23 protein-coding genes and 1 pseudogene are annotated in these 23,154 nt (G+C 70.8%); 15 read left to right on the forward strand and 9 right to left on the reverse strand.

The features are described 5' to 3' along the window. Window positions 1-282: 282 nt before the first annotated feature. Window positions 283-1,416, forward strand: coding sequence for a YncE family protein (locus ABZX11_RS40465; RefSeq protein WP_354923734.1), 1,134 nt, complete (start codon window positions 283-285; stop codon window positions 1,414-1,416). Between the two features lie 3 nt (window positions 1,417-1,419). Here ABZX11_RS40465 and ABZX11_RS40470 read toward each other — a convergent pair whose 3' ends face one another. Further along, window positions 1,420-1,833 (reverse strand): DUF5655 domain-containing protein, encoded by a 414-nt coding sequence (locus tag ABZX11_RS40470; RefSeq protein ID WP_354923669.1) that lies wholly within the window; start codon window positions 1,831-1,833, stop codon window positions 1,420-1,422. A gap of 243 nt (window positions 1,834-2,076) precedes the next feature. On the opposite strand from ABZX11_RS40470, the gene ABZX11_RS40475 reads away from it, so the two are divergent. Continuing rightward, window positions 2,077-2,784, forward strand: a complete 708-nt coding sequence (locus tag ABZX11_RS40475; RefSeq protein ID WP_176169937.1) for a DUF4142 domain-containing protein — start codon at window positions 2,077-2,079, stop codon at window positions 2,782-2,784. A 10-nt stretch (window positions 2,785-2,794) separates the two neighbouring features. Here ABZX11_RS40475 and ABZX11_RS40480 read toward each other — a convergent pair whose 3' ends face one another. Next, the gene (locus ABZX11_RS40480; protein WP_354923671.1) at window positions 2,795-4,579 is read right to left on the reverse strand and encodes a helix-turn-helix domain-containing protein; all 1,785 of its coding nucleotides are present in this window, start codon (window positions 4,577-4,579) and stop codon (window positions 2,795-2,797) included. Window positions 4,580-4,716: 137 nt separating this feature from the next. On the opposite strand from ABZX11_RS40480, the gene ABZX11_RS40485 reads away from it, so the two are divergent. From ABZX11_RS40485 to groL, 9 genes are all read left to right on the forward strand, one after another. After that, the gene (locus ABZX11_RS40485) at window positions 4,717-4,956 is read left to right on the forward strand and encodes a hypothetical protein (protein ID WP_176169935.1); all 240 of its coding nucleotides are present in this window, start codon (window positions 4,717-4,719) and stop codon (window positions 4,954-4,956) included. 106 nt (window positions 4,957-5,062) lie between these two features. After that, complete coding sequence (locus ABZX11_RS40490) at window positions 5,063-6,712, forward strand: methane monooxygenase (RefSeq protein ID WP_176169934.1); 1,650 nt, start codon at window positions 5,063-5,065, stop codon at window positions 6,710-6,712. Between the two features lie 16 nt (window positions 6,713-6,728). After that, a complete protein-coding gene (locus ABZX11_RS40495; protein ID WP_176169933.1) occupies window positions 6,729-7,757 on the forward strand; it encodes a 2Fe-2S iron-sulfur cluster binding domain-containing protein in 1,029 nt (342 codons plus the stop codon). 7 nt (window positions 7,758-7,764) lie between these two features. After that, on the forward strand, window positions 7,765-8,934 hold the full coding sequence (locus tag ABZX11_RS40500; RefSeq protein WP_176169932.1) for a toluene hydroxylase: 1,170 nt from the start codon (window positions 7,765-7,767) through the stop codon (window positions 8,932-8,934). Then, the gene (gene mimD / locus ABZX11_RS40505; RefSeq protein WP_176169931.1) at window positions 8,931-9,302 is read left to right on the forward strand and encodes a propane 2-monooxygenase effector subunit MimD; all 372 of its coding nucleotides are present in this window, start codon (window positions 8,931-8,933) and stop codon (window positions 9,300-9,302) included. Before ABZX11_RS40500 ends, mimD begins: the two co-directional genes overlap by 4 nt. A 37-nt stretch (window positions 9,303-9,339) precedes the next feature. Then, complete coding sequence (locus ABZX11_RS40510) at window positions 9,340-10,377, forward strand: amidohydrolase family protein (RefSeq protein WP_354923675.1); 1,038 nt, start codon at window positions 9,340-9,342, stop codon at window positions 10,375-10,377. After that, window positions 10,374-11,063 carry an iron-sulfur cluster assembly protein gene (locus ABZX11_RS40515; RefSeq protein WP_354923677.1) on the forward strand — a complete coding sequence of 230 codons (690 nt, stop codon included), beginning with the start codon at window positions 10,374-10,376 and terminating at the stop codon, window positions 11,061-11,063. The genes ABZX11_RS40510 and ABZX11_RS40515 overlap by 4 nt, the downstream gene beginning before the upstream one ends. Then, window positions 11,060-12,085: an NAD(P)-dependent alcohol dehydrogenase gene (locus ABZX11_RS40520; protein ID WP_354923679.1), complete on the forward strand. Its 1,026-nt coding sequence runs from the start codon at window positions 11,060-11,062 to the stop codon at window positions 12,083-12,085. Before ABZX11_RS40515 ends, ABZX11_RS40520 begins: the two co-directional genes overlap by 4 nt. An 11-nt stretch (window positions 12,086-12,096) precedes the next feature. After that, a complete protein-coding gene (groL, locus tag ABZX11_RS40525) occupies window positions 12,097-13,788 on the forward strand; it encodes a chaperonin GroEL (protein ID WP_176169928.1) in 1,692 nt (563 codons plus the stop codon). Between the two features lie 78 nt (window positions 13,789-13,866). Here the strand turns inward: groL and ABZX11_RS40530 are convergent, their stop codons facing one another. Continuing rightward, window positions 13,867-14,466 carry a hypothetical protein gene (locus tag ABZX11_RS40530; RefSeq protein WP_354923681.1) on the reverse strand — a complete coding sequence of 200 codons (600 nt, stop codon included), beginning with the start codon at window positions 14,464-14,466 and terminating at the stop codon, window positions 13,867-13,869. A gap of 134 nt (window positions 14,467-14,600) precedes the next feature. Between ABZX11_RS40530 and ABZX11_RS40535 the strand changes: the two genes are divergently transcribed. Together ABZX11_RS40535 and ABZX11_RS40540 are read left to right on the forward strand one after the other, a co-directional pair. After that, window positions 14,601-15,242: a GNAT family N-acetyltransferase gene (locus tag ABZX11_RS40535; RefSeq protein ID WP_354923683.1), complete on the forward strand. Its 642-nt coding sequence runs from the start codon at window positions 14,601-14,603 to the stop codon at window positions 15,240-15,242. Continuing rightward, the gene (locus ABZX11_RS40540) at window positions 15,184-15,693 is read left to right on the forward strand and encodes a TetR/AcrR family transcriptional regulator (RefSeq protein WP_354923736.1); all 510 of its coding nucleotides are present in this window, start codon (window positions 15,184-15,186) and stop codon (window positions 15,691-15,693) included. The genes ABZX11_RS40535 and ABZX11_RS40540 overlap by 59 nt, the downstream gene beginning before the upstream one ends. Here ABZX11_RS40540 and ABZX11_RS40545 read toward each other — a convergent pair. The 4 genes and pseudogenes from ABZX11_RS40545 to ABZX11_RS40560 form a co-directional block, all read right to left on the reverse strand. Further along, window positions 15,690-16,820 (reverse strand): epoxide hydrolase family protein, encoded by a 1,131-nt coding sequence (locus ABZX11_RS40545; RefSeq protein ID WP_354923685.1) that lies wholly within the window; start codon window positions 16,818-16,820, stop codon window positions 15,690-15,692. The two genes, ABZX11_RS40540 and ABZX11_RS40545, sit on opposite strands and share 4 nt — an antisense overlap. Before the next feature lie 158 nt (window positions 16,821-16,978). Continuing rightward, window positions 16,979-17,347: pseudogene (locus tag ABZX11_RS40550) on the reverse strand (sigma factor-like helix-turn-helix DNA-binding protein); the annotation flags it as partial. Window positions 17,348-17,390: 43 nt separating this feature from the next. Then, the gene (locus ABZX11_RS40555) at window positions 17,391-18,386 is read right to left on the reverse strand and encodes a glutathione S-transferase C-terminal domain-containing protein (protein WP_354923687.1); all 996 of its coding nucleotides are present in this window, start codon (window positions 18,384-18,386) and stop codon (window positions 17,391-17,393) included. Window positions 18,387-18,395: 9 nt separating this feature from the next. Further along, the gene (locus ABZX11_RS40560) at window positions 18,396-18,872 is read right to left on the reverse strand and encodes a MarR family winged helix-turn-helix transcriptional regulator (RefSeq protein ID WP_176169923.1); all 477 of its coding nucleotides are present in this window, start codon (window positions 18,870-18,872) and stop codon (window positions 18,396-18,398) included. Window positions 18,873-18,979: 107 nt separating this feature from the next. Between ABZX11_RS40560 and ABZX11_RS40565 the strand changes: the two genes are divergently transcribed. Continuing rightward, entirely contained in the window at window positions 18,980-19,537 is a 558-nt protein-coding gene (locus ABZX11_RS40565) for a YceI family protein (protein WP_176169922.1), read from the forward strand. A 24-nt stretch (window positions 19,538-19,561) separates the two neighbouring features. Here the strand turns inward: ABZX11_RS40565 and ABZX11_RS40570 are convergent, their stop codons facing one another. After that, a complete protein-coding gene (locus tag ABZX11_RS40570; protein WP_176169921.1) occupies window positions 19,562-20,164 on the reverse strand; it encodes a TetR/AcrR family transcriptional regulator in 603 nt (200 codons plus the stop codon). A gap of 44 nt (window positions 20,165-20,208) precedes the next feature. Here ABZX11_RS40570 and ABZX11_RS40575 point away from each other — a divergent pair, with 44 nt between their 5' ends. Beyond that, window positions 20,209-21,147 (forward strand): pentapeptide repeat-containing protein, encoded by a 939-nt coding sequence (locus ABZX11_RS40575; protein WP_354923690.1) that lies wholly within the window; start codon window positions 20,209-20,211, stop codon window positions 21,145-21,147. Here the strand turns inward: ABZX11_RS40575 and ABZX11_RS40580 are convergent. Continuing rightward, window positions 21,134-23,137, reverse strand: a complete 2,004-nt coding sequence (locus ABZX11_RS40580) for a TIM-barrel domain-containing protein (RefSeq protein WP_354923692.1) — start codon at window positions 23,135-23,137, stop codon at window positions 21,134-21,136. The two genes, ABZX11_RS40575 and ABZX11_RS40580, sit on opposite strands and share 14 nt — an antisense overlap. Window positions 23,138-23,154: the final 17 nt, after the last annotated feature.

Genomic DNA, 23,154 nt, shown 5'->3' on the forward strand with positions numbered 1-23,154 from the left:
GGCACCTCCCGTTGTGGCCGGGCCACAACGGCGTGGCCGCGATGTTGGGCGAGCGGCCCTACCGGAGCGGCTCCGGTGGCCGGTTATCGTGACAATACCGGACAGTAACCTCGTTTCTCCGCGAAATCCACCGCACCTCTTCAATGGCGAAAGGTGTTCCCCGTGTCCCGTCGTAAGCGGTCGTACCTCTCCCGACTGGCCTGCCTGACCGCGGCCGTCGCCCTGCTGGCGACCGGCGCCGCGGTGCCCGCCACCGCCGCCGCGGCGGCCCTGCGGGAGGTGATGTTCGTCGGCAACAACTGGGAGGGCACGGCGGACGTCATCCAGTCCCGCGGCTCGTTCGCCAAGGTCGGCCGGGTGAACATCATCCCCGACAAGGACCAGCGCCTGACGGAGATCTACCTCAACCCGATCAAGCTGGCCTTCTTCCTCGGCATCCGCAACGGGCCGGGCGAGGGGCACGACCAGTTCGTCGACGACATGTACACCACGCCGGACGGCTCTTCGGTGGTGGCGTCGCGGCCGAGCTTCGCCGACGTCGTCTCGATCAACCTGACGACCGGCCGGATCAACTGGCGCTTCCCGGTGTCGGGCTTCCGCTCCGACCACATGGCGGTCTCGCCGGACGGCCGCCGCGTCGCCGTTTCCGCCTCGACGTCCAACACGGTGCACGTGCTCGACATCGTCACCGGGCAGCAGCTCGGTTCCTTCGCCACGGGCGACAAGCCGCACGAGAACGTGTTCACCGACGGCGGCCGGTACCTGTGGAACATGTCGATCGGCGAGGTCAACACCGACCTCGACGACCCGGGCTGGGACTTCACCAAGGGGGACCGGCACATCACCGTGGTCGACGCCGCGACCTACCGCCAGGTCAAGGTGATCGACATGCGCCAGCGCCTCGACGCCTTCGGCCGCAGCGATCTTTCGGACGCCGTGCGCCCGGTCGCGTTCACCCCGGACGGGTCGAAGCTGTACTTCCAGGTGTCGTTCTTCAACGGGTTCGCCGAGTACGACGTGGCGACCGACAAGATCACCCGGATCAAGGAACTGCCGAAGAACCCGGCCACCAGCGACGACCGCAAGACGTTCGTCAACGACTCCCGCCACCACGGCATGTCGATGAACCCGGCGGGCACCAAGCTCTGCATCGCCGGCACGATGGACGACTACGCGACGGTGGTCGACCGGGCGACGCTGCAGCAGGCAGCGCTGGTCCCGGCGGTGAAGCCGTACTGGGCCACGGTGAGCGGCGACGGCAACGCCTGCGTGATTTCCGAGGCGGGCGCCGACCAGGTGACGGCGATCGACTTCGCGACCGGGCAGAAGCTCGTGTCGGTCCCGGTGGGGGATCACCCGCAGCGGGTGCGGATCGGCCACGTGCCGGAGGGCTGGACGGGGCCGACGGGGTCCTGATGGTCAGGCGACGGCGAAGGCCGCGGTGAGCCAGCCGCGGACTTCGTCGTCCACATCGGACACCGCGCGCAAGCTGAGCTTGTGCCCGACCCGCGGCCCGCTCGCCCAGCTCGCCGGGGCGATGCGGGCCGTCTCCACCGGCTGGGGCAGCCACAGGTACACCAGCACGTCCCGTGATCGCGGGCGCAGCTCCGCCAGCTTCCGGTCCCGCTTCAGGAACACCCCGACCCGCACCGCGTCCTCGTGGACGTCGCCGAGGGTGTGCAGGTGCTCGATGACCTGGTCGTAAACCGCGCGCTGCCACGCCGGCTTGCCGGTGAACGTCTCCTCGACCGTGCAGCCCGGGACGCACGTGTGGCCCTGGCCGGTGCGGGCGAACTCGCGGTCGCAGCGGGGGCACGTCCAGCGGGTCGGCATGCCGTCCAGGATGGCACTCGCGGCGCACTCCTTGCCAACCTCGAGGGCATCGGTCAAAATGGACAATCCCGGCGCTTGACGGCTGGGTCTGCCGCGTCGGCCGGGCTTCTCTTTTCGATGCATTCAACGCGATCTTGCTCTGTTTTCGTTGGTGCAAAGCAAAAATTCTTCGGATTTCGCTGAACCTCCGCGTGACGGCGTCCGTGTACCCCGTACCAGAACTGCCGTCTCGAAGGAGGAACCATGCCGGATCACCGTGGCATGACCGGCCGCGCCAAGGCCCGGACCGCGCTGGTCGTCGTGGCCACGCTCGCCGTGGTCGGCGTGGGCTCGGTCATGGTGCTGCAAGCCGATGCCCAGACCGCGCCGGGCTCGACGCAGGCGCAGGTCGCCGCGCACGACATGGCCGGCATGCAGCAGGGCTCGGCCGCCCAGGCCGGGACTGGGGACAACGCGGCCGGCGCCGGGCCGGTCACCGAGCTCGACCGGACCTTCCTGGTCAAGGTGCGCCAGGCCGGGCTCTGGGAGATCCCCGCCGGTGACCTCGCGCAGACCAACGCCAGCAGCGAACAGGTGAAGCGCGCCGGGCTGCACCTGCTGGACGGGCACTCGCACCTCGACCAGCTCGTCCGCGAGGACGCGAAGATGCTCGGCGTGCCGCTGCCGGACAAAGCGACCGCCGAACAGCAGGACTGGGTCCGCCGGCTGACCAACGCCCGGGGTGCGGAGTTCGACAAGCTCTTCGCGAACGTGCTGCGGGCCTCGCACGGCAAGATCTTCGCCACCATCGCCGAGGTCCGCGCCGGGACGCAGAACGACGTCATCCGGCGGCACGCAACGCAGGCGAACCAGACCGTCCTCGACCACATGACCGTGCTCGAGGACACCGGGCTGGTCGACGCCACGACGATCGAGGAGGTCGCCACGGCGGTGAACCCACCCGCGAAGTGACGTCGGCCGGCTACCGGGCCGGCGGCACGATGCCGTACTCGTGGATCTTGCGGTAGATCGTCGCCCGGGAGATGCCGAGCAGCTTCGCCGCGCGGACCTTGTTGCCGTCCGCGTCCTCCAGGCACCGCACGATGGCGTCCCGCTCGATCGACTCGAACCGGTTGAGCGGGCGCCGCGTCACCGCGTGGAACTCCGCCGGCAGGTCGCCGGGCCGGATGGTGCCGGCCCGGCGGCGCTGGGCGACCTTGCGCAGCACCTGGTGCAGCTGGCCGGTGTTGCCCGGCCACTCCGCCCGCATCAGCAGGTGCAGTGCCGCGGCCGAGCAGGTGAGCCTGCCGCCGTAGCCGAGCTTGCTCAGCATCAGCGGGACGAGTTCCGCGAGGTCTTCGACGTGGTGGCGCAGCGGCGGCACCCGCACGGTCCGGGGGAAGAACTTCAGCAGCTCGGCCAGCGCCGGTTCGGTTTCGGCCTCCGGCACGAGGGTGACCACGATCCACGGCGCGCCGGGGTCTTCGCGCAGGGCGCGCAGGACCGACGCCAGCGCCGTGGCCGCCGGGGCCGTCAGCCGGTCGGCGTGCCGGACCACCAGCGTGCGGATCGGGGCTTCGGCGTGCTCGCGCAGCAGCGCCGCCCAGTCCGTGCCGGGCGCCGCGTCGACGGTGAGCAGCCGGGCCGCCGGGTGGTGGCGCTGGTGCAGGCCCCTGGTCAGGGTCAGCTTGCCGGTCCCGGGCTCGCCCTCGAGCGCGACCCACTCGCCGCGCTGGTGGCCGGTGTCGAGGTCGTGCCCGCAGCGCAGCCACAGCGGCGCCGACCCGACCACGCCCGGCAGGTACATCGGCAGCATCGGGGCCGCCGCGGCCAGGGTCTCCTCGGCCTCGATCAGCTTCACCGACAGCACGCCGCCCGCGGTCTCCGACTCACGCCGTCCGGCCACACGGCGGCACAGCACGCGCACCCGCAGCCCGCTGGACAGCGACAGCGTCGCCGGGGTCCGGCGGCCCTCGGCCAGTGCTTCGGTGGCGTGGCCGAGCAGCACCGACTGGTCGGCCGGATCGAGCAGCTGCCGGGCCCGGTCGTTCATCATCACGATGTCCTCGTTGAACGCCAGCACGATGCCCGTCCACCGGCGGCATGTCTGCAGGTAGGCCTGGAACAGCATCATCTCCCGCAGGTCGCTGTGCCGGAGCAGGGCCTGGCGGATCTGCTCGGCCGTCGAGCGGGCCAGCGCCACCAGCAGGCCACCGGCGTCCTTGTACCAGCAGGTGAGGTCGACCGCGCCGACCTTCTTGCCCGAAATGGGGTGGTGGATCGGCACGCCCGCGCAGGCCAGGTTCTCCAGGTGCTCGGCGTAGTGCTCGTGCCCGAACACCGTCGTCGGGCGCCCGTCCTCGAGCGCGGTGCCGATGCCGTTCGTGCCGACGGACTGCTCGCCGTAGCTGAACCCGGGTACCAGCTCGACCCGTTCCAGGTGCCGGGCGAGGTCGGCGTCCCCGGTCCGCTGGGTGAGCACCACGCCACTGGCGTCGGTGAGGACGAGGCTGATCGGCTGGCCCTCGAACTGCTCGCCCAGCTTGGCCAGCACGGGTTCGGCGCCGCGCATGAGCGGGATGTCGAGGTTCTGGTCGCCCAGGTAGAGCGGGTCGATCCGGTCGGCCTCGACCTGGAACTCCCGCGACCGCCGCCACGACGCGAGGATCGTCGGCCGGACCGTGTCCGCGGGGACCGCTTCGGCGGTCAGGAACCGCACCCGGGAGCGGGCGAGCTCGTCGTCGGCGACCAGGGTCATCTCGTCCACGTGACCTCCAGTTCCCCGCGGCCCACGTGGGTGCGGGCACACCCGTTGTGCCGCCCGTTCAGCCTACGGCGACCGGCGCCGGGCCGGTGTCTCAAATTGAGACGCTCCCGGCCGCGGGGCGGCGGTGCGATGGGGACATGGCCGCCGAGACGTACAACCCCTGGACGATCGTCAACCTGGTCTTCACGCACCTGGCCGAGCAGGGCCTGCACCCGGAGCTCGGCGCGGCGGGCCACCCCGGCGAACCCGCCGCCGCCCTGCTGCGCGCGTTCGGGATCGTCCCCACCGTCGAGGGTGACGCGCGCGTGCAGGCCGGCGTCCACGACGAGCTGGCCGGGTTGCGCGCGCGGCTGCTCGACGCGGACGAAACGCCGTGAGCAGCGGTTCTGTCTCAGATTGAGACCCGCGGCGCGCGCCCGCGCCCCTTCAATGGTCAACGCAGGACGCCCCGGGCGGCGAGCTCAGGAGAGAAGGAGTTGATCCATGAGTCGCCAGAGTGTGGCGAAAGCCCACCAGAAGATCCAGGAACTGTCGTGGGAACCGGCGTACCATACCCCGGTCTCGCACTACGGCACCGACTACACCTTCCGGAAGGCCAAGAAGAAGGACCCGCTGAAGCAGGTCCTCCGCTCGTACTTCCCGATGCAGGAGGAAAAGGACCACCGGGTCTACGGCGCCGAGGACGGCGCGATCCGCGGCAACATGTTCCGCCAGGTGCAGGAACGCTGGCTGGAGTGGCAGAAGCTGTTCCTGTCGATCATCCCGCTGCCCGAGATCTCCGCCGCACGGGCGATGCCGCTGCTGTTCCGCACGGTCCCGAACCCGGAGCTGCACAACGGCCAGGCGATCCAGATGATCGACGAGGTCCGGCACTCGACGATCCAGCAGAACCTCAAGCGCCTGTACATGCAGAACTACATCGACCCCGCGGGCTTCAACTCGAGCCTGCGCAACTTCCAGAACGACTACTGCGGCACCATCGGCCGCCAGTTCGCCGAAGGTTTCATCACCGGTGACGCCATCACCGCGGCGAGCATCTACCTCACGATCGTCGCGGAAACGGCGTTCACGAACACGCTGTTCGTCGCCATGCCGGCCGAGGCCGCCGCGAACGGCGACTACCTGCTGCCCACGGTGTTCCACTCGGTGCAGTCCGACGAGTCCCGGCACATCAGCAACGGCTACGCGACGCTGCTGATGGCGCTGTCCGACGAAAGCAACCACCAGCTGCTCGAACGCGACCTGCGGTACGCGTGGTGGAACAACCACGCCGTCGTCGACGCCGCCATCGGCACGTTCATCGAATACGGCACCAAGGACCGCCGCAAGGACCGCGAAAGCTACGCGGAGATGTGGCGCCGCTGGATCTACGACGACTACTACCGCTCCTACCTCGTCCCGCTGGAGAAGTACGGGCTCGTCATCCCGCACGACCTCATCGAGGAAGCCTGGAACCGGATCTGGAACAAGGGCTACGTCCACGAGGTCGCGCAGTTCTTCGCCACCGGGTGGCTCGCCAACTACTGGCGCATCGACCCGATGACCGACGAGGACTTCGAGTGGTTCGAGTACAAGTACCCGGGCTGGTACGACAAGTACGGCAAGTGGTGGGAGAACTACAACCGCCTCGCGACGCCGAACGGGCACCACCCGATCGTCGCCGAGGACGTCGACTACGTGTACCCGCACCGCTGCTGGACCTGCATGGTGCCGTGCCTGATCCGCGAGGACATGGTGGTCGACGAAGTCGACGGCCAGCACCGGACGTACTGCTCGGAGACCTGCCGCTGGACCGACGCCGAGGCGTTCCGGCCCACCTACCAGGGCCGCAACACGCCGAACATGGGCCAGCTGGTGGGCGCCCGCGAGTGGGAGACGCTCTACCACGGCTGGAACTGGGCCGACGTCGTCTCCGACATGGGCTTCGTCCGCGACGACGGCAAGACCATGGTCGCCCAGCCGCATCTGGACCTCGACCCGAAGAAGATGTGGACGCTCGACCACCTGCGCCGGATGCCCGAGGTGCAGTCGCCGAACGTGCTGCTCAACCAGATGACCGACGAGCAGCGCGCCGCGTTCGTCGCCGACTACCACCGCCAGGGCCCGGCCGGGCGCCCGGCACCGCAGGCCTGACGGGGCGGGGTCCGGCATGGGAGAGAAGCACCGCGTCCGGTTCGAGCCGGTCGGGATCGAGATCGACGTCGCCGAGGAGCAGACCATCCTGCGGGCCGCCGCCGAGCAGGGCGTCATGCTCATGCACGGCTGCAAGGAAGGACAGTGCGCGGCCTGCAAGTCGTTCCTCCTCGACGGCGACGACGTCGAACACGACAAGTACTCGACCTTCGCGCTCCCCGACTACGAAAAGGAGGAAGGCTTCACGCTGCTGTGCCGGGCCCACGCCTACGAAGACCTGACGATCGAGCTGCTCAACTACGACGAGGAGATGATCCAGTCCGGCCTGCCGATCCAGGAGGCCACCGCGGAGGTCGTGGCGAACGATCCCGTGACCCACGACCTGCGGCACCTGGTCGTCCGGCTGGACGGGGACCTGAAGTTCTTCCCCGGCCAGTACCTGGACTTCGCGGTCCCGGGCACCGAGGAGACGCGGTCGTTCTCGATGGCCAACACCTCAGCCCGCGACGGGCTCCTGGAGTTCGTCATCAAGATCTACCCCGACGGGTTGTTCTCCCGGTTCCTGGCCGCCGAGGTCGCGGTCGGCGACCGGCTCCGGGTGACCGGCCCGTTCGGGGTGTTCACCCTCCGGGACAACCCCGGCGCGGACCTCGTCTTCGTCGGCGGCGGGGCCGGGATGGCGCCGATCCTGTCGCTGCTGCGGTCGATGGCCGAGCGCGGGATCGACCGGAAGGCGACCTTCTACTACGGCGCCCGCCGCCGCCGTGACCTCTGCTTCGAGGCGGAACTGCGGGAACTGGAAGCGAAACTGCCCGGCTTCCGGTACGTGCCCGCGCTGTCCGAGCCGGGTGACGACGACTGGACCGGCGAGACCGGCTTCGTCACCGACGTCCTGCGCCGGGCCGGCGCCGACCTCACCGGCGCCGACGCCTACGTCTGCGGGCCACCGCCGATGGTGGAGGCCGCGCTGGAGCTGCTGCCCGCGCTCGGCGTCGCGGACAAACGCGTCTTCTACGACAAGTTCACCACCACGGGCGAAGGGTAGGAAACCCATGACAGCCACCCAGGAACGCAGCGTGCCCAAGCCGGCGTTCACCGACGCCGAAGCGGGCGCGAAGGTCTTCCCCGACTCCACCGCCCGCCAGTACAACTACTTCACCCCGGCCAAGCGCAAGCAGAGCCACTACGAGGACGTCACCGTCGAGGTCCAGCCCGACCCGCGGCACTACCTGGCCCAGGGCTGGCTCTACGCCTTCGCCGACGGCCAGGGCGGCTACCCGCTGGAGTGGACCGCGCTGAAGGCGTGGGGCTCGGACCGGCCGCTGCCCCAACGCGGCCCGGGTTCCGGCGGCAAGGGCTACGACTGGCCGGCCCACGGCTGGCACGAGTTCCGTGACCCCAACGAGGAGTGGGAGCTCACCCTCTACCGCTACAACGCGAACGTCGTCCGCCAACTCAACCAGAACATCGACGCCGCCCGCCAGGCCAAGGCGTTCGAACAGTGGAACCGCAACTGGGTCGACTTCGTCGCCAAGCACGTCGGCGCCTGGATGCACGTCGACCACGGCCTGGGGTTGTACCTGTTCGCCAACGCCAACCGCCGCGCTCCGACCAACATGCACAACAACGCGATCTCGGTGAACAGCATGCACCGCATCCGCGCGGCGCAGGACCTGGCGCTGTACAACCTGACGCTCACCGAGGAGATCGAGGGCTTCGACGGCACCGCCCACCTGGCCACCTGGAACGAGGACCCGGCCTGGCAGGGCGTGCGCGAGACCGCCGAGCAGCTGACCGGGATCTGGGACTGGGGCGAGGCGATCTTCGCCGCGAACGTCGTCTTCGAACCCCTCGTCGGCGAGCTGTTCCGCAGCAACCTCGTCCAGCAGGCCGCACCCGCCAACGGCGACTTCGTCACCCCGACGCTGATCGGCGCCGAGGAGTTCGACTTCTCCGAACGCGACCTGCGCTACACGAAACCGCTGTACCACCTGCTGATCAACGACAAGGAGTTCGCCGACCACAACAAGGCGCTGCTGCAGAAGTGGCTCGAGGACTGGGTGCCGCGGTGCATCGCCGCCGCCCGCGCGCTGCAGCCGCTGTGGTCGCAGCCCGACGCCAAGCCGATCCGGTTCGAGGACGGGCTCGACCGCGTGAAGAGCCGGTTCGCCGGAATCCTGTCCGAACTGGGTCTCAAGGCACCCGAGGAGCTGGGCCAGTGACTGTCTTCAAGACCGCGGAAAGCCCGTTCAAGGCCGACAACACCGCGTCCAACATGTGCGGCTTCACCCTGATGAACAACCAGGTCGGCGCGATCATCGCGGAGGTGATGGGGACGAAGGACAACGTCACCATCACGCCGCTGCCCTCGATGATCCGGGTCGACGCGGTCGGCCGCATGGAGGTCGTCTACGCCGAGGTCGACGAAGCCGCCGGTGAGGAGGAGGGCTGGTTCACCGCGGCCGAGTTCGAGGAGAGCATGTCCACCCACTACGGGCGGATGATCCACGAGGACGACCGCACGATCATGTTCGCCAACCCCGAGGACGCCGCCGAGTACCTCGATTTCGATCTGAAGCCCATTCGCTAGCAAGGCAAGCACTCGATCCCGCTCAGGAGGATCAACCATGTACGAAAAAGACGGCGAAAAATACTTCGTGGTGGACGCCCACACCCACTTCTGGGACGCGAGCCCGGAGAACTGGGTGGAGGGGCAGGAGGAATACGCCAAGGGCTGGATCGAGTGCTTCCACGCCTACCAGGGACTCGGCCCGAAGGAGACGCACTGGCCGCTCGACCGGTTCCAGAAGTACTCCGAGGAGCTGATGATGCACGACCTGTTCGAGGTCGGGCACGTCGACACGGCCATCTTCCAGCCGACCAACCTGCGGCAGTGGTACAAGAACGGGTTCAACACGACCGAGGCCGACGCGGCGCTGGCCGAGAAGCACCCCGGCAGGTTCCTCGTCAACACGACCTTCGACCCGCGTGAAGGCGACGAAGGCCTGAAGGCCCTGGAAGAACGCGTCAAGCGGTACGGCTGCAAGGGCGTCAAGCTGTACACGGCCGAATGGCGCGGAAACTCGCGGGGCTGGAGCCTCAAGGACCCGGAAGCCGCGCGCTACCTGGAGAAGTGCGAGGAGCTCGGCGTCAAGAACGTCCACATCCACAAGGGACCGACGATCTGGCCCCTCGACAAGGACGCCTTCGACGTGTCCGATGTGGACCACGCGGCGACGAACTTCCAGGGCCTGAACTTCATCGTCGAGCACGTCGGCCTGCCGCGCATCGAGGACTTCTGCTTCATGGCCACTCAGGAGCGCAACGTCTACGCGGGGCTGGCCGTCGTGGTCGGCGGCCTGATGCACGCCCGGCCGAAGTTCTTCGCGAAGGTCATGGGCGAGCTGATGTTCTGGCTCGGCGAGGACAAGCTGATCTTCGGTGCGGACTACGCGATCTGGGAACCGAAGTGGCAGGTCGAGGGCTTCGTCGACTGGAACATGCCGTCCGACGAGGAGCTGTCGGACTTCCCGCCGCTGACCGTCGACCAGAAGAAGAAGATCCTCGGGCTGAACGCGGCCCGCCTCTACGACATCGACGTCCCCGCCGAGCTGCGGCTCGCGGACCCGGAGAACGTCGAGCCCGTCGGCGTGCCGAACTCATGACCGCCGTGGTGACCGGGGCCCGCGCCGCCGTGTGGGCGGCGCTGGGCACCGTCCGGGATCCCGAACTGGACGAACCCCTCACCGACCTCGGGTTCGTGGCCCGCTGCGAGGTGAGCGACGCAGGCCACGCCGTCGTCCGGCTGCGGCTGCCGACGTACTTCTGCGCGCCCAACTTCGCGTTCCTCATGGTGGCGGACGCCTACGACGCCGTGGCCGGCGTGCCGGGCCTGACCGGGCTCGACATCCGGCTCGACGACCACTTCGCCTCCGACGTCATCAACCGCGGGGTGGCCGCGCGGCAGGGGTTCGTCGCGTCGTTCGAGGGCGAGGCCGCCGACGAGCTCGACACGCTGCGGTACGACTTCGTCCGCAAGGCCGTGCTGGCCGGCACCGACCGCGTCTGCCGGTCACTGGGCCGGGACCCGCGATCGCTCACCCTCGGCGACGTCCCGCCGAGCCCGGACCTCGACCGGCTGCGCGCCCGCCGCCGCGAGCTCGGCCTGCCCGCCGAGGACGGCGACCCGCTGCTGCTCGACCCGGCCACCGGGACGAGCCCGGCCGACGCGAAGCGGTACCTCGCGTTCGCGCGGCTGACCCGCACGAGCATGGAGGCCAACTCGGGCGTCTGCCGCGGCATGCTGCGCGCGCGGTACGCCCTGACCAGCGAAGAGGAGGGCACGGGATGAAGGCCGTGCGGCTGCAGAAGTACCACCAGCACCCGGTGATCGAAGACGTCCCGGAGCCGCGCGCCACCGGACCCTTCGACGTCGTGGTCAAGATCGGCGGTGCCGGCGTGTGCCGCACCGACCTGCACATCATCGAGGAGCAGTGGGCCGAGAAGTCCGGCGTCGAGCTGCCGTACACGATCGGCCACGAGAACGCCGGCTGGGTGCACGAGGTCGGTTCGGCGGTGACGAACGTCGAGGTCGGCGACACGGTCATCCTGCACCCGACGCCGACCTGCGGGCTCTGCCACGCTTGCCGCGCGGGCGACGACATGCACTGCCCGAACGGGAGCTTCCCCGGCATCAGCAGCGACGGGGGGATGGCGGAGTACCTGCTGACGTCGGCGCGGGCGTGCATCAAGCTCGACCCGTCGACCCAGCCCTCCGACGTGGCCGCGCTGGCGGACGCGGGCATCACCGCCTACCACGCGGTCCGCAAGGCCGTCCCGCACCTGTACCCGGGCACCACCTGCGTCGTCAACGGCGCCGGCGGTCTCGGGCACATCGGCATCCAGTCGCTGCGCGCGCTGACCGCGGCCCGGGTCATCGTGGTCGACCGCAACGCCGACGCCCTGGAGCTCGCGGCCACGCTGGGCGCCGACGAAACGGTGCTGGCCGACGGCAAGCAGGTCGAGGCGGTGCTCGACCTGACCGGCGGCAACGGCGCCGAGGTCGTCCTCGACTTCGTCGCCGAGCAAGGCGCCCAGCAGGACGCCTTCGCGATGACCCGGCGCGCCGGATCGCACTTCGTCATCGGCTACGGCTCGAACATCGAGATCCCGACGATCGACATCATCTCCACCGAACGGAACATCATCGGCAACCTGGTGGGCACCTACAACGACCTCGCCGAGCTGATGGTGCTGGCCCAGGCCGGGAAGGTCACGCTGCACACGAAGAAGTACCCGCTGGACGCGGCGCTGGACGCGCTGGCCGACCTCGACGCCGGGCGCGTGCGCGGCCGGGCCATCCTCACCCCCTAGGAGCAGCGAACATGGCGAAGGAACTGCGGTTCGGCCCGGATGCCCGCGACCTGCTGCTGGCGGGCGTGGACAAGCTGGCCGAAGCGGTCAAGTCCACGCTGGGGCCCAAGGGCCGCAACGTGATCATCGAGAAGATCACCGGCTCGCCGGTGGTCACCAACGACGGCGTCACCATCGCGCGCGAGATCCACCTGAAGAACCAGTTCGAGAACATGGGCGCGCAGCTGGTCAAGGAAGCGGCGATCAAGACCAACGACGTCGTCGGCGACGGCACCACCACGGCCACCGTGCTGGCCCAGGCGATCGTCCGCGAAGGCATGCGGGCCATCGCCGGCGGCGGCAACCCGGTGCTCGTCAAGCGCGGCATCGACCACGCCGTCGGGCTGCTGGTGAGGCACCTGGAGAAGCAGGCGCACCCGGTGGTGTCCGAACAGGACTACGCGCGGGTCGCGGCGATCTCGGCCAACGACGACGACGCCGTCGGCGCGGTGATCGCCAAGGCCCTGCACACCGTCGGCGACGGCGGGGTGGTGACGGTCGAGGAGTCGCCGTCGATCGGGATGAGCGTCGAGTTCGTCGAAGGGTTCGAGTTCGACAACGGCTACCTTTCGCCGTACCTGGTCACCGACCCCGGCCGGCTGGAGGCGGTGCTCGACGACCCGTACATCCTGATGTGCGCGGAGAAGATCACCAAGGTGCAGCAGCTGATGCCGTTGCTGGACAAGGTGATGCGGGCACCCCGGCCCTTGGTCGTGATCGGCGAGACGGTCGAGGGCACGGCGCTGTCCATGCTGGTGCACAACCACATGAACGGCACGTTCCAGTCGGTCGCCGTCCGGGCGCCCGGCTTCGGGGACCGGCGGCTGCACAAGCTGGAGGACCTGGCCGCGATCGTCGGCGGCGCGGTGCTCTCGCGGCAGTCCGGGTTCACCATGGAGACGATGACGCTGGAGCACCTCGGCCGGGCCAAGCAGGTCCGGGTCACCGAGAACCGCACCACGATCGTCGGCGGCGCCGGTTCGTCGGAGGCGGTGGACTTCCGGGTCGGCCAGCTGCGCGCGGAGCTGGAGCGGGCGCAGTTCGGCGTCGACGAGGACGTGCTGACCGAGCGGATCGGCGCCCTGACCGGCAAGGTCGCGGTCGTCCGCGTCGGCGCGGCCACCCCGGCCGAGCTGAAGGAGCTGCAGCACCGGGTCGAGGACGCCCTGTCGGCGACCCGGGCGGCGATGGCCGAAGGCATCGTGGCGGGCGGGGGAGCGGCGCTGCTGCACGCGGAGAGGGCCCTGGAAAACCTCGGACTGGACGGTGACCAGGCGATCGGCGTCGAGATCGTCCGGCGGGCACTGGCCGAGCCGGCGTTCCTGATCGCGCACAACGCGGGCCACCCGGCCCACGAGATCGTCGCGCGCACCCGGGAACTCGGCGACGACGAGGGCTTCGACGCCCTGCACGACCGCTACGGCGACATGATCGCGCTCGGCGTGGTCGACCCGCTGCGGGTGTGCCGGTCGGCGGTGCAGAACGGCGCTTCGGTGGCGGGCCTGCTGCTCACGACGAACTCGCTGATCGCCGAGGAACAGACCCCGTGGGGCGGCAGCCCGGCCCTGATGACCGAGTTCGGGCCGCTGGACGAAGGCCTCCACCAGCCGTCGCCGGACGCCAGCACCCCGCAGTCCCTCGGGATGGGCCCCTCCGTCGGCTGAAAGCTCCACGTCCGTCAGCCGCGGAGTAGAGGAGGTCTCCCCGCCGGTGTCCTGAGCCCCGGCGGGGAGACCTCCGGCTCACCGGGCGAGCCCGTGCCGGGCCAGTTCGTGCCCGGCCAGCTTCTCGATGACGTCCCGGTCGCGCTCCCGCCAGCCGTTCGCCGGTTCGCCCACCGCGGCCAGGCGCGGCAAGGACCCGGTGGCCAGTGCCCGCAGGGCCAGGAGGTCCAGCCCGTCGTCGCCGAGGGCCCGCAGCCGTGCGGCCGCGGTGGCCCGGCGGGTGAAGTGCCACCGCAGCGGCAGCCACGACACCAGGAGCGTCAGCACGGGCAGGGCGATGATGACCGCCGCCAGCCACCAGGCCAGGTTCTCGACGGCCTCGATCTGCCAGTGGCCCGCGTCGGTGAGCTTGGTGCCGACGTCCGAGCCGCCGTGGAGGGCCTTGGCCAGTGCGGCGCCGACGAGCGGGATGCCGTCGGCGGAGTTCGCCGCGGAGTCGAAGGTGCCGCGCAGGCCGGTGCCGGCGTCGACGAGCCCGTCGCCGGGCGCCCGCAGCTTCATGACCTGGTCGTACACGGAGGTTCCCAGCCACACCGCGAAGACGACGAGCAGCACGGCCAGGAGGTCGCTGACGAGCTGGGCGGTCCGGCGGACCGGCCGTTCGGCGTAGAGCTGCATCGGAAAGGCCTTTCGCGGTGGGGGAGCGCGGCCACGGCAACGTACCCGCGTCCCGGCCGGGCGAACCGGGCGGTCTCCGCCGGGTTATGACAGCGGTCATGGCGTTTTCCGGGCGGCTGTGTTCTCATGGGTCTATGACCACTGTCATAGAGGTCGCCGACCGCGAGCGGGTCGCGGCGCTGGTCGGGGCCTGCTCGCCGGAGAGCCTGCGGAGCCGGTTCCTGATGGGCGGCCCCGCCCGCCCGGCCGACGTCTTCCGCCGTTACCAGCGGTTCCTGCTCGCCGGACCGCCGGACGGCGTGGCGCTGCTCGCCGTGTCCGGCGAGGTCCCGGTGGGGTTGCTCAACTTCGTCTCGCCGGCCCCGGGGGAGGCGGAGATCGGCATCCTCGTCGCCGACGCGTGGCAGCGGCAGGGAATCGGCAGCGCGCTGAGCCGGTGGCTGTGGGCGTCCGGGCGCTGGCCGGGCTGGACCGTGCGGGCGACCGTGCGGGCCGGCAACACCGGCGCCGAGGCGCTGCTGCTGCGGCAGGGGTTCCGGCCGGTGCCGTCCTACGAGCGGGGCGAACGCGACTTCGCGCTCGTCGTGCCGGACTGGGCTACCATGACGGACGTCATGAAGGAGGCAGCGGATGACCAGGACACCGCGCGAGCGGATGGTGCTCAGCGCCGCGCAGCTGGTGCGGATCCACGGGGTCGGGGCGACCGGCATGCGGGACGTGGTCGCCCACGCCGAAGCCCCGCGGGGGTCCCTGCAGCACTACTTCCCGGGCGGTAAGGACCAGCTGATCGCCGAAGCCGTCACCTGGGCCGGGGACTACGCGGCCCGGCGCGTGGCGCGCATCGCGGCGAAGCTCGAGGACCCGACCCCGGGGAAGCTGTTCGAGGCCATGGCCGCCCAGTGGACGGACGAGTTCACCACGGCGGGCTTCGACGCGGGCTGCCCGCTGGTGGCGACGGTCGCGGACACGGCGGCCATCAGCGAAAGCCTCCGCGAGGCGGTGGGCAAGGCGTTCGAGGGGTGGCAGCGCCCGGTCGCCGCGACCCTCGAGCAGCTGGGCGTGCCGCCGGCCCGCAGCGGGTCCCTGGCGGTGCTGATGCTCAGCGCGCTGGAGGGCGCGATCGTCCTGGCCCGGGCGCACCGGGACGTCGCCCCGCTGGAGACGGTGGTCGCGGAGCTGCGGCCGCTGCTCGACGGCGCCGTGGACCGGCGCCGCCGCCGGGCCTAGAGGTCGCGGAAGAACTCCCGGATGTCGCGGACCAGCACGTCCGGCGCCTGCAGCGACGCGAAGTGGCCACCGGTGTCGTATTCGGACCAGCGCGTCACGGTGTTCGAGAGCTCGGCCAGGCCGCGGATGGCGTGGTCGCCGCGGAAGTTCGCGACCGCGGTCGGGACGCCGGAGGGGGCCGGGCGTTCACCCCAGCCGTCCTGCGCGGCCTCGCGGTAGAGGCGCGCGGCCGAGCCGGCGGTGCCGGTGAGCCAGAAGATCGTCACGTTCGTCAGGATCGCGTCCCGGCTCACCGGGGTCTGGGCGGTGGCCGTGGGGTCCCAGTCGACGAACCACTCGAGGTTCCAGGCGAGCTGCCCGGCCGGCGAGTCGTTGAGCGCGTAGGCGAGGGTCTGCGGGCGGGTGGCCATCTGGGTGGCGTAGCCGGAGTGGGCGTACCACCAGGCCTGGTTTTCCTCCGCCTTCTTCCGGTCCTCTTCGGACAACCGGTCCGCGTCCCCGGGGGCGGTCGGCACCCCGGCGTTGGCGACGGCGTTGACGTGCACGCCCAGCACCGCTTCGGGAGCGACGCGGCCGAGTTCGGGGGAGACGATGCTGCCGAAGTCGCCGCCTTGGGCGCCGTAGCGGTCGTAGCCGAGGCGCCGCATCAGCTCGGCCCAGGCCTTCGCGGTGCGGCGGGTGTTCCAGCCCCGCTCGTGCGTCGGCCCGGAGAAGGCGAACCCGGGCACGCTCGGCGCGACGACGTGGAAGGCGTCCCGCGGGTCGCCGCCGTGGGCCTTCGGATCGGTGAGCGGGCCGAGGATGCCGAGGAAGTCGGCGACGGTGCTCGGCCAGCCGTGGGTGAGGACGAGGGGCGTGGCGTCCGGCTCGGGGGAGCGGACGTGCAGGAAGTGGATGCGCTGGCCGTCGATGGTGGTGGTGAACTGCGGGTGGGCGTTGAGCCGGGCTTCCTGGGCGCGCCAGTCGAAGCCGCTCCGCCAGTAGCCGACGAGGTCGATCAGGGAGGTCTGGTCGACGCCGTAGTCCCAGCCGGCGCCGGGGAGCTCACCGGGCCAGCGGGTGTCGGCGAGGCGGCGGTGGAGCTCGTCGAGGTCGGCTTGCGGAACGTCGAGGCGGAAGGGATCCATGGGAACGAGGGTCTCGCGGATATAGGACGGATCGAGTCCTCGTTGCCGATGGAGGCACTCATCGGCACCACCACGGCCACGACCAACGCCGCGGCCACCGCGGCGGCCTGGCTCCAGGCCGGGACCGGGGACCGGGCCTGGAGCCCCCGCAGCTCCTCCAGCGCGCGGTGCCCGGCCGCGTCGACCGCGTGCGGCGAAAGGGCGAGCGTCTCGGCGATGTCCGTCGTGCCGAGGTCGAGGCCGTAGCGCAGCACGAGGACCTCGCGGTGCCGGCGGGACAGCCCGCCGAGCGGCCGGCCGGGCCGCGAACGCCGCCGCCGCGTCAGCCGCACGACGGTCGCGTGGAGCCGCCGGGCCGCCTGGTGCTCGTCGGCCGGGAAGGTCCGGAGCCCGTACAGCCGGACGAAGGCTTCCTGCGCGACGCCCCCCGCGTCCTGGGCGCCGAGCAGGTGGGCCAGCCGCGCCAGGTCACCGAAGTGCCGGTCGAACAGGGCCCGGAAGACGATTTCCCGCTCGGCTCTCGACATGTTCGCAGTCACGGGCAGACCACGCGCGACCCGCCTCTCCGGTTTAGCCGGGCGGCTGCAGCGCGGGCACCCGCTCTTCGGCGGGCGGCGGCCCCGGCGGCGTCCCGTCGCCGAACGGGCGCCCGCCCAGCTCCTCACGGCCGTGCGGGGTCAGCCAGCCGCCGGTGTCCGGGCCCAGCGGGATGATCCCCGTCGGGTTCACGTTCTTGTGCACCACGTAGTAGTGCTCCTTGATCTGGGGGAAGTCGATCGTGTCGCCGAAGCCCGGCGTCTGGAACAGGTCGCGCGTGTACGCCCACAGCACCGGCAGCTCGGTGAGCTTCTGCCGGTTGCACTTGAAGTGGCCGTGGTAGACCGCGTCGAACCGCACCAGCGTGGTGAACAGCCGGACGTCGGCCTCGGTGATCGTGTCGCCCGCCAGGTAGCGCTGGTCCGCCAGCCGCTCCGACAGCCAGTCGAGGCGGGCGAACAGCTTGCGGTAGGAGTGCTCGTACGCCTCCTGGGACCGGGCGAACCCGCACTGGTACACCGCGTTGTTCACGTCGGTGAACACCTTCTGCGCGACGTCGTCGATCTCGTCGCGCAGCTTCTCCGGGTACAGCTCCGGCGCGCCGTCGCGGTGGTAGGCCGTCCACTCGGTCGACATGTCCAGCGTCATCTGCGCGAAGTCGTTGGTGACGACCTTCCCGCTCGGGACGTCGACGAACGCCGGCACCGTGATGCCGCGGGGGTAGTCCGGGTCGCGCTTGAAGAAGGCCTCCTGCAGGCGCTCGATGCCGAGGACGGGGTCGCGGCCACCCGGGTCGAGGTCGAAGCTCCAGCTGCGCTCGTCGTGCACCGGGCCGGCGATCCCCATCGACAGGACCGGCTCCAGGCCGAGCAGCCGGCGGACGATCACCGCTCGGTTCGCCCACGGGCACGCCCTGGCCACCACCAGCCGGTAGCGGCCGGCCTCGACCGGCCAGCCGTCGCGGCCGTCGGCGGTGATCCGGTCCGGGAGGTAGTTCTGGTCCCGCTTGTACTCGCCCTTGTCGCTCATCCGTGTCCTCTAGCAGTCGTCGGTCGGGGGAGCGGCGTCCAGTGCCGCGGCCAGCCGGGCCAGCACCGGCCCGGCCGTGCGGATGTCCTCGGCGCTCAGGTGGTCGAACACCGAGGCCCGCACGCGGGCGAGGTGGCTGGGGTAGGCCGCCTCCAGTCTGGCCAATCCGGCCGGGGTCAGCACGGCGTTGGACGCGCGGCCGTCCTCGGGGCACTTGCGCTTCTCGACCAGGCCGCGGCGGGTCAGGTCGTCGACGACCCGGCTGATCCGGCTCAGCGACAGCCCGGTCGTCGCGGCCAGGCCGGAGATGCGGAGCAGGTGGTCCGGCGCTTCGGACAGCGCCACGAGCACGCCGTAGTCGGTGATCGCGAGCCCCGTCTCGGACAGGAACTGGTCCTCGAGCGCCCGCGGCAGCGCCGTCATGATCCGCATCAGCGGCCGCCAGAAGGCGGCTTCGTCGAGGTCGAGAGCCGGAAGATCACCCATGTCGGCGACTGTACCGAAAGCTTGCTTGCGCAACCAGCAAAAGTGAGTAGGGTGTCGTTGAACCCTCAATCACCGGGGGGTGCCACCACGAGGAGAGAAGTACAACGATGACCAGCGCGACCGCCTACCCCCAGCTGACCGGCGAATACACCCTCGACCCCACGCACTCGCGGATCGGGTTCGTCGCCCGGCACGCCATGGTGACCAAGGTGCGCGGCAGCTTCAACGAGTTCACCGGCACCGCGACCATCGACGGCGACGCGCCGGAGAAGTCGAGCGCCCAGGTGACCATCCAGGCCCACAGCATCGACACCCGCAACGCCGACCGCGACGGGCACCTGAAGAGCAACGACTTCCTGTCGATGGACGAGTACCCGCAGATCACCTTCACCTCGACCGAGATCAAGCAGACGGGTGACACCAGCTTCGACGTCACCGGCGACCTGACCATCAAGGACGTCACCCGTTCGGTCACCATCCCGTTCGAGTTCGAGGGTGCGGCGAAGGACCCGTTCGGCAACGACCGGATCGGTTTCGAGGGCTCGACCACGATCAGCCGCAAGGACTACGGCATCACCTGGAACGCCGCGCTCGAGACCGGCGGCGTGCTGGTGAGCGACAAGGTCACGCTGGAGTTCGAGATCTCCGCGATCAAGTCCGCCTGATCCGGCCCGAGCGGGAACCGGGGCTCACCGGTTCCCGCTCGCCCGCAGGTTGCCGATCCCGACGTCGAGCGCCGCTTCCAGGTGGTCGATGCGGCCGGTCGAGAGCATGACCACGACACCGCCCTGGATGCCGGCCAGCAGGGCGGCGGACGTGCGTCCGGCGTCCAGCTCCGGATCGACCTCACCGGCCCGCTGCAGGTGGCGGATGCCCGCCTCGATCTCGTCCTGCCAGCGGCGCAGCAGCTCGGTCACCACGGCCTGCGCGCCCGGCGTCGCGCGGCCGAGCTGCGAGATCAGCACGTTGAGCGGGCAGTGCCGGCCGCGGCTGTCGTAGTGCGAGACGACCGTGTCCCGCCAGCGCCGCCACGCCGCCCACGACGTCAGCTCGCCCAGCTGCGGCTGCTGCACCGCCAGGACCTGGTCCGCTTCGAAGCGGGCCACCGCCAGCAGGAGCTCTTCCTTGCCGTCCGGGAAGTAGTGGAAGAGCTGGCTCTTGCTCGTTCCCGTCCGCGCCCGGACGTCGTCGAGCGTGGTGACGGCGACGCCGTGCTCGCGGATCTCCGCCGCCGCTCCCTCGATGATCCGCTGCCGCGTCGCGGCGCCCTTCGGGGTCAGTTTTGGACTCACTGGTCCAGGTTAATCCGCTGGCCACGTCCGGGAGAATGCCGGGTATGTCCACCGTCACGCCGTTCGCGGTCCTCGCGGTGATCGGCGCCGTCTCCGGCTCGGTCACCGCGTGGCTGCTCCTGCGCCGGGACCGGCCCGCCGAGGTGCTCACCCCCGCGGCGCCGCCGGAGCCGGTGCCCGGGGAAGTCGCCGCCCGGCTGCTGGCCGACGAGCGCACCGCGCGGCTGGCCGAGCTGACCACGCTCGCCGAGCGGGCCGACGGTGACCTGGAGCTGCGCCAGGAGTGCGTCGACCGGATCCTGGACCGGTTCCGGTCCGGGTGGCCGGACCCGGTGGCCTGGCAGGCCGAGCTGTGGCGGCTCCTGCTGCCGCACCTGCGCCCGGGAGCCCCGCGGTTCTGGCCCGGGATGGACGTCGAGCTGGACCACGTGGTGCTCCACGCCGTCGACCTGCGCGGCTGCGAAGTCCGCGACGCGCGCTTCCACGGCGTGCGGTTCGCCGGCGACGCCCGCTTCGGCGACGCGCGCTTCACCGGCTTGGTGAGCTTCGAAGGATCGTGCTTCGCCCGCCACGCCTTCTTCGGCGGCGCCCGGTTCGGAACGGGCGCCGACTTCGAGAACGCCACCTTCACCGGTACCGCCGACTTCGCCGGGGTGACCGCCGCGGGCCCGGTGTGGTTCGACCACGCCCGCTTCTCGGCCCGCACGGACTTCACTTCGGCCGCCTTCGGCGACGAAGTCTCGTTCGAGGCGACCGGGTTCGCCGGCCGCACGCTCTTCTCCGGCAGCCGGTTCGCCGCCGGCGTGCTCTTCACCCGGGCGCGCTTCAGCGGCCCCGCGGACTTCACGGGCGCGACCGCCGCCGGCTTCGACTTCACCGGGGCGCGGGTCCGGACGGACGCGCGCGTCGTCCGGACCTGGCCGCCGGGCTGGGCGCCCGGCGAGCCCCAGCCCCCGCGGTGGGCCGGGTTCACTCGGGCTTGATCGGCAGGTCCGCCCCGTCGCGGAGGAAGACCGGGATGCGCTCCGGCGGGGCCGGGGCCTCGACCCAGTCGCCGCCTTCGTGCTGCGTGCCGGTGATCGCGTCCGTCCACACCGCCCCGGCCGGGAGGTACACCCGGCGGGTGGTGACACCCGGTTCGAGCACCGGCGCCACCAGCACGTCCGGGCCGAGCAGGAACTGGTCGTCCACGTCCCAGGCGGCACGGTCCGCCGGGAAGTCGACGAACACCGGGCGCATCGGTGGGATCCCCTGCTCGTGGGCCACCCGCATCTGCGCCATCAGGTACGGCCGCAGCCGCTCGCGCAACCGCAGCGACGCCGTGATCGCCTCGTAGGCCGACGGACCGAACGACCAGACCTCGTTGGGGCCGCCGGTCATCTCCGGTCCGAACGCCGGGCGCGGGTCGCGGAAGCCGTGCAGGCGGAACAGCGGGCAGAACACACCGTAGGAGAACCAGCGGACCATCAGCTCGCGGTACTCCGGCGAGCCGGGATCGCCGCCGTGGAAGCCGCCGATGTCCGTGGTCCACCAGGGGATACCGGCCAGCGCCACGTTCAGCCCGGCCCGGACCTGCGTCCGCAGTGATTCCCACGTCGCGCCGATGTCGCCCGACCAGAGCGCCGCCCCGAACCGCTGGCTGCCCGCCCACGCCGAGCGGGACAGCAGCACCACTTCGTCGTCGCCCTCGGCGCGGATGCCGTCGTGGAACGTCTGCGCGTTCGCCTGCGGGTAGAGGTTGAACACCTCCGCGCCCGGACCGGCGTGGAAGCCGAGGTTGTGCGGGTGGCCGGGCTGGATCTCCGGCTCGTCGCCGTCCAGCCACCAGGCGCGCACACCCAGGTCGTAGTAGTTCTCCTTGACCTTGCTCCAGACGAACCGCCGCGCCTCGGGGTTGGTCGCGTCGTAGAAGGCCACCGGCATCTCGACGCCGAACCCCTTGTCCTTCCACGGCGCGTGCGCCGGGACGCCGCTCTCGGCGGCGACCAGCAGGCCCTGTTCGTGCAGTTCGCGGTAGTTCTCCGAGAGCGGGTTCACCGACGGCCACACCGAGACCATCAGCTTGACGCCGAGTCCGTCGAGCTCGCGCACCAGCCCGGCCGGGTCCGGCCACTCGGCCGGGTCGAACTTCCAGTCGCCCAGGTGGGTCCAGTGGAAGAAGTCCGCGACGATCACCGAAAGCGGCAGTCCCCGCGCGTGGTACTCCCGGGCGACGGACAGCAGTTCCTCCTGCGTCCGGTAGCGCAGCTTGGACTGCCAGAACCCCGCGGCCCACTCCGGCAGCATCGGCGCGTGGCCGGTCGCGTCGGCGTAGTGGCTCAGGATCCGGCGGGGGCCGTCGCCGGTGGTGACCCAGTAGTCGAGCTGGCGGGCGTCGTCGGCGACCCAGCGGGTGCCGTTGGCCGCGAGCTCGACCCGGCCGACGGCGGGGCTGTTCCACAGGAACCCGTAGCCGCGGCTGGACAGCAGGAACGGCACCGACACCTCGGCGTTGCGCTGCACCAGGTCGAGCACCAGGCCCTTCTGGTCGAGCTTGCCGTGGGTGTGCTGCCCGAGCCCGAAGAGCCGCTCGTCTTCGTAGGCGCTGAAGCGCTGTTCCAGCCGGCCGTAGCCGTTGCGCGAGGGCATGAACAGCCGCGCCCCCGGCCACCAGAAGTGTGCGCGCTGCTCGGACAGCAGCTCCTCGCCGGTGTCCGTGCGGACGAACTTCAGCTGCGCGTCGATCCCGGTGTCGGTGTCGGCGATCTCGACGATCGCCGTGAGCGCCCCGTTGACCACGCGGCCGTGCCGCCCGTCGGTCTCGGCGGTGGCGGCGGACGGCTTCGCGGGCAGCAGCGCGCCCGGGACGTCCTCGAGGATGCGGTGCCGTCCGGCCCGCACGCGCAGGCTGCCGTCCCCCCACGGCTCGATGCGCAGCACCTCGTGCCGCACGCTGACTTCGAGCGAGCGGCCGTCTTCGGTCGTGGCGATCACGCGGGTCTCCTTGGGAA

Origin of the sequence: Amycolatopsis sp. NPDC004169, assembly GCF_040610315.1 — a bacterium.
In the GTDB taxonomy this organism is placed as follows: Bacteria; Actinomycetota; Actinomycetes; order Mycobacteriales; family Pseudonocardiaceae; genus Amycolatopsis.

Excerpts from the sequence above, each read along its gene's own strand:
- ABZX11_RS40575 (WP_354923690.1), top strand. The coding sequence starts at position 20,209 with ATGTCCACCGTCACGCCGTTCGCGGTCCTCGCGGTGATCGGCGCCGTC.
- ABZX11_RS40470 (WP_354923669.1), bottom strand. The coding sequence starts at position 1,833 with ATGCCGACCCGCTGGACGTGCCCCCGCTGCGACCGCGAGTTCGCCCGC.
- ABZX11_RS40485 (WP_176169935.1), top strand. The coding sequence starts at position 4,717 with ATGGCCGCCGAGACGTACAACCCCTGGACGATCGTCAACCTGGTCTTC.
- ABZX11_RS40555 (WP_354923687.1), bottom strand. The coding sequence starts at position 18,386 with ATGAGCGACAAGGGCGAGTACAAGCGGGACCAGAACTACCTCCCGGAC.
- ABZX11_RS40545 (WP_354923685.1), bottom strand. The coding sequence starts at position 16,820 with ATGGATCCCTTCCGCCTCGACGTTCCGCAAGCCGACCTCGACGAGCTC.
- ABZX11_RS40490 (WP_176169934.1), top strand. The coding sequence starts at position 5,063 with ATGAGTCGCCAGAGTGTGGCGAAAGCCCACCAGAAGATCCAGGAACTG.
- ABZX11_RS40500 (WP_176169932.1), top strand. The coding sequence starts at position 7,765 with ATGACAGCCACCCAGGAACGCAGCGTGCCCAAGCCGGCGTTCACCGAC.
- groL (WP_176169928.1), top strand. The coding sequence starts at position 12,097 with ATGGCGAAGGAACTGCGGTTCGGCCCGGATGCCCGCGACCTGCTGCTG.
- ABZX11_RS40560 (WP_176169923.1), bottom strand. The coding sequence starts at position 18,872 with ATGGGTGATCTTCCGGCTCTCGACCTCGACGAAGCCGCCTTCTGGCGG.
- ABZX11_RS40465 (WP_354923734.1), top strand. The coding sequence starts at position 283 with ATGTTCGTCGGCAACAACTGGGAGGGCACGGCGGACGTCATCCAGTCC.
- ABZX11_RS40495 (WP_176169933.1), top strand. The coding sequence starts at position 6,729 with ATGGGAGAGAAGCACCGCGTCCGGTTCGAGCCGGTCGGGATCGAGATC.
- ABZX11_RS40535 (WP_354923683.1), top strand. The coding sequence starts at position 14,601 with ATGACCACTGTCATAGAGGTCGCCGACCGCGAGCGGGTCGCGGCGCTG.
- ABZX11_RS40510 (WP_354923675.1), top strand. The coding sequence starts at position 9,340 with ATGTACGAAAAAGACGGCGAAAAATACTTCGTGGTGGACGCCCACACC.
- ABZX11_RS40515 (WP_354923677.1), top strand. The coding sequence starts at position 10,374 with ATGACCGCCGTGGTGACCGGGGCCCGCGCCGCCGTGTGGGCGGCGCTG.
- ABZX11_RS40475 (WP_176169937.1), top strand. The coding sequence starts at position 2,077 with ATGCCGGATCACCGTGGCATGACCGGCCGCGCCAAGGCCCGGACCGCG.
- ABZX11_RS40530 (WP_354923681.1), bottom strand. The coding sequence starts at position 14,466 with ATGCAGCTCTACGCCGAACGGCCGGTCCGCCGGACCGCCCAGCTCGTC.
- ABZX11_RS40565 (WP_176169922.1), top strand. The coding sequence starts at position 18,980 with ATGACCAGCGCGACCGCCTACCCCCAGCTGACCGGCGAATACACCCTC.
- ABZX11_RS40520 (WP_354923679.1), top strand. The coding sequence starts at position 11,060 with ATGAAGGCCGTGCGGCTGCAGAAGTACCACCAGCACCCGGTGATCGAA.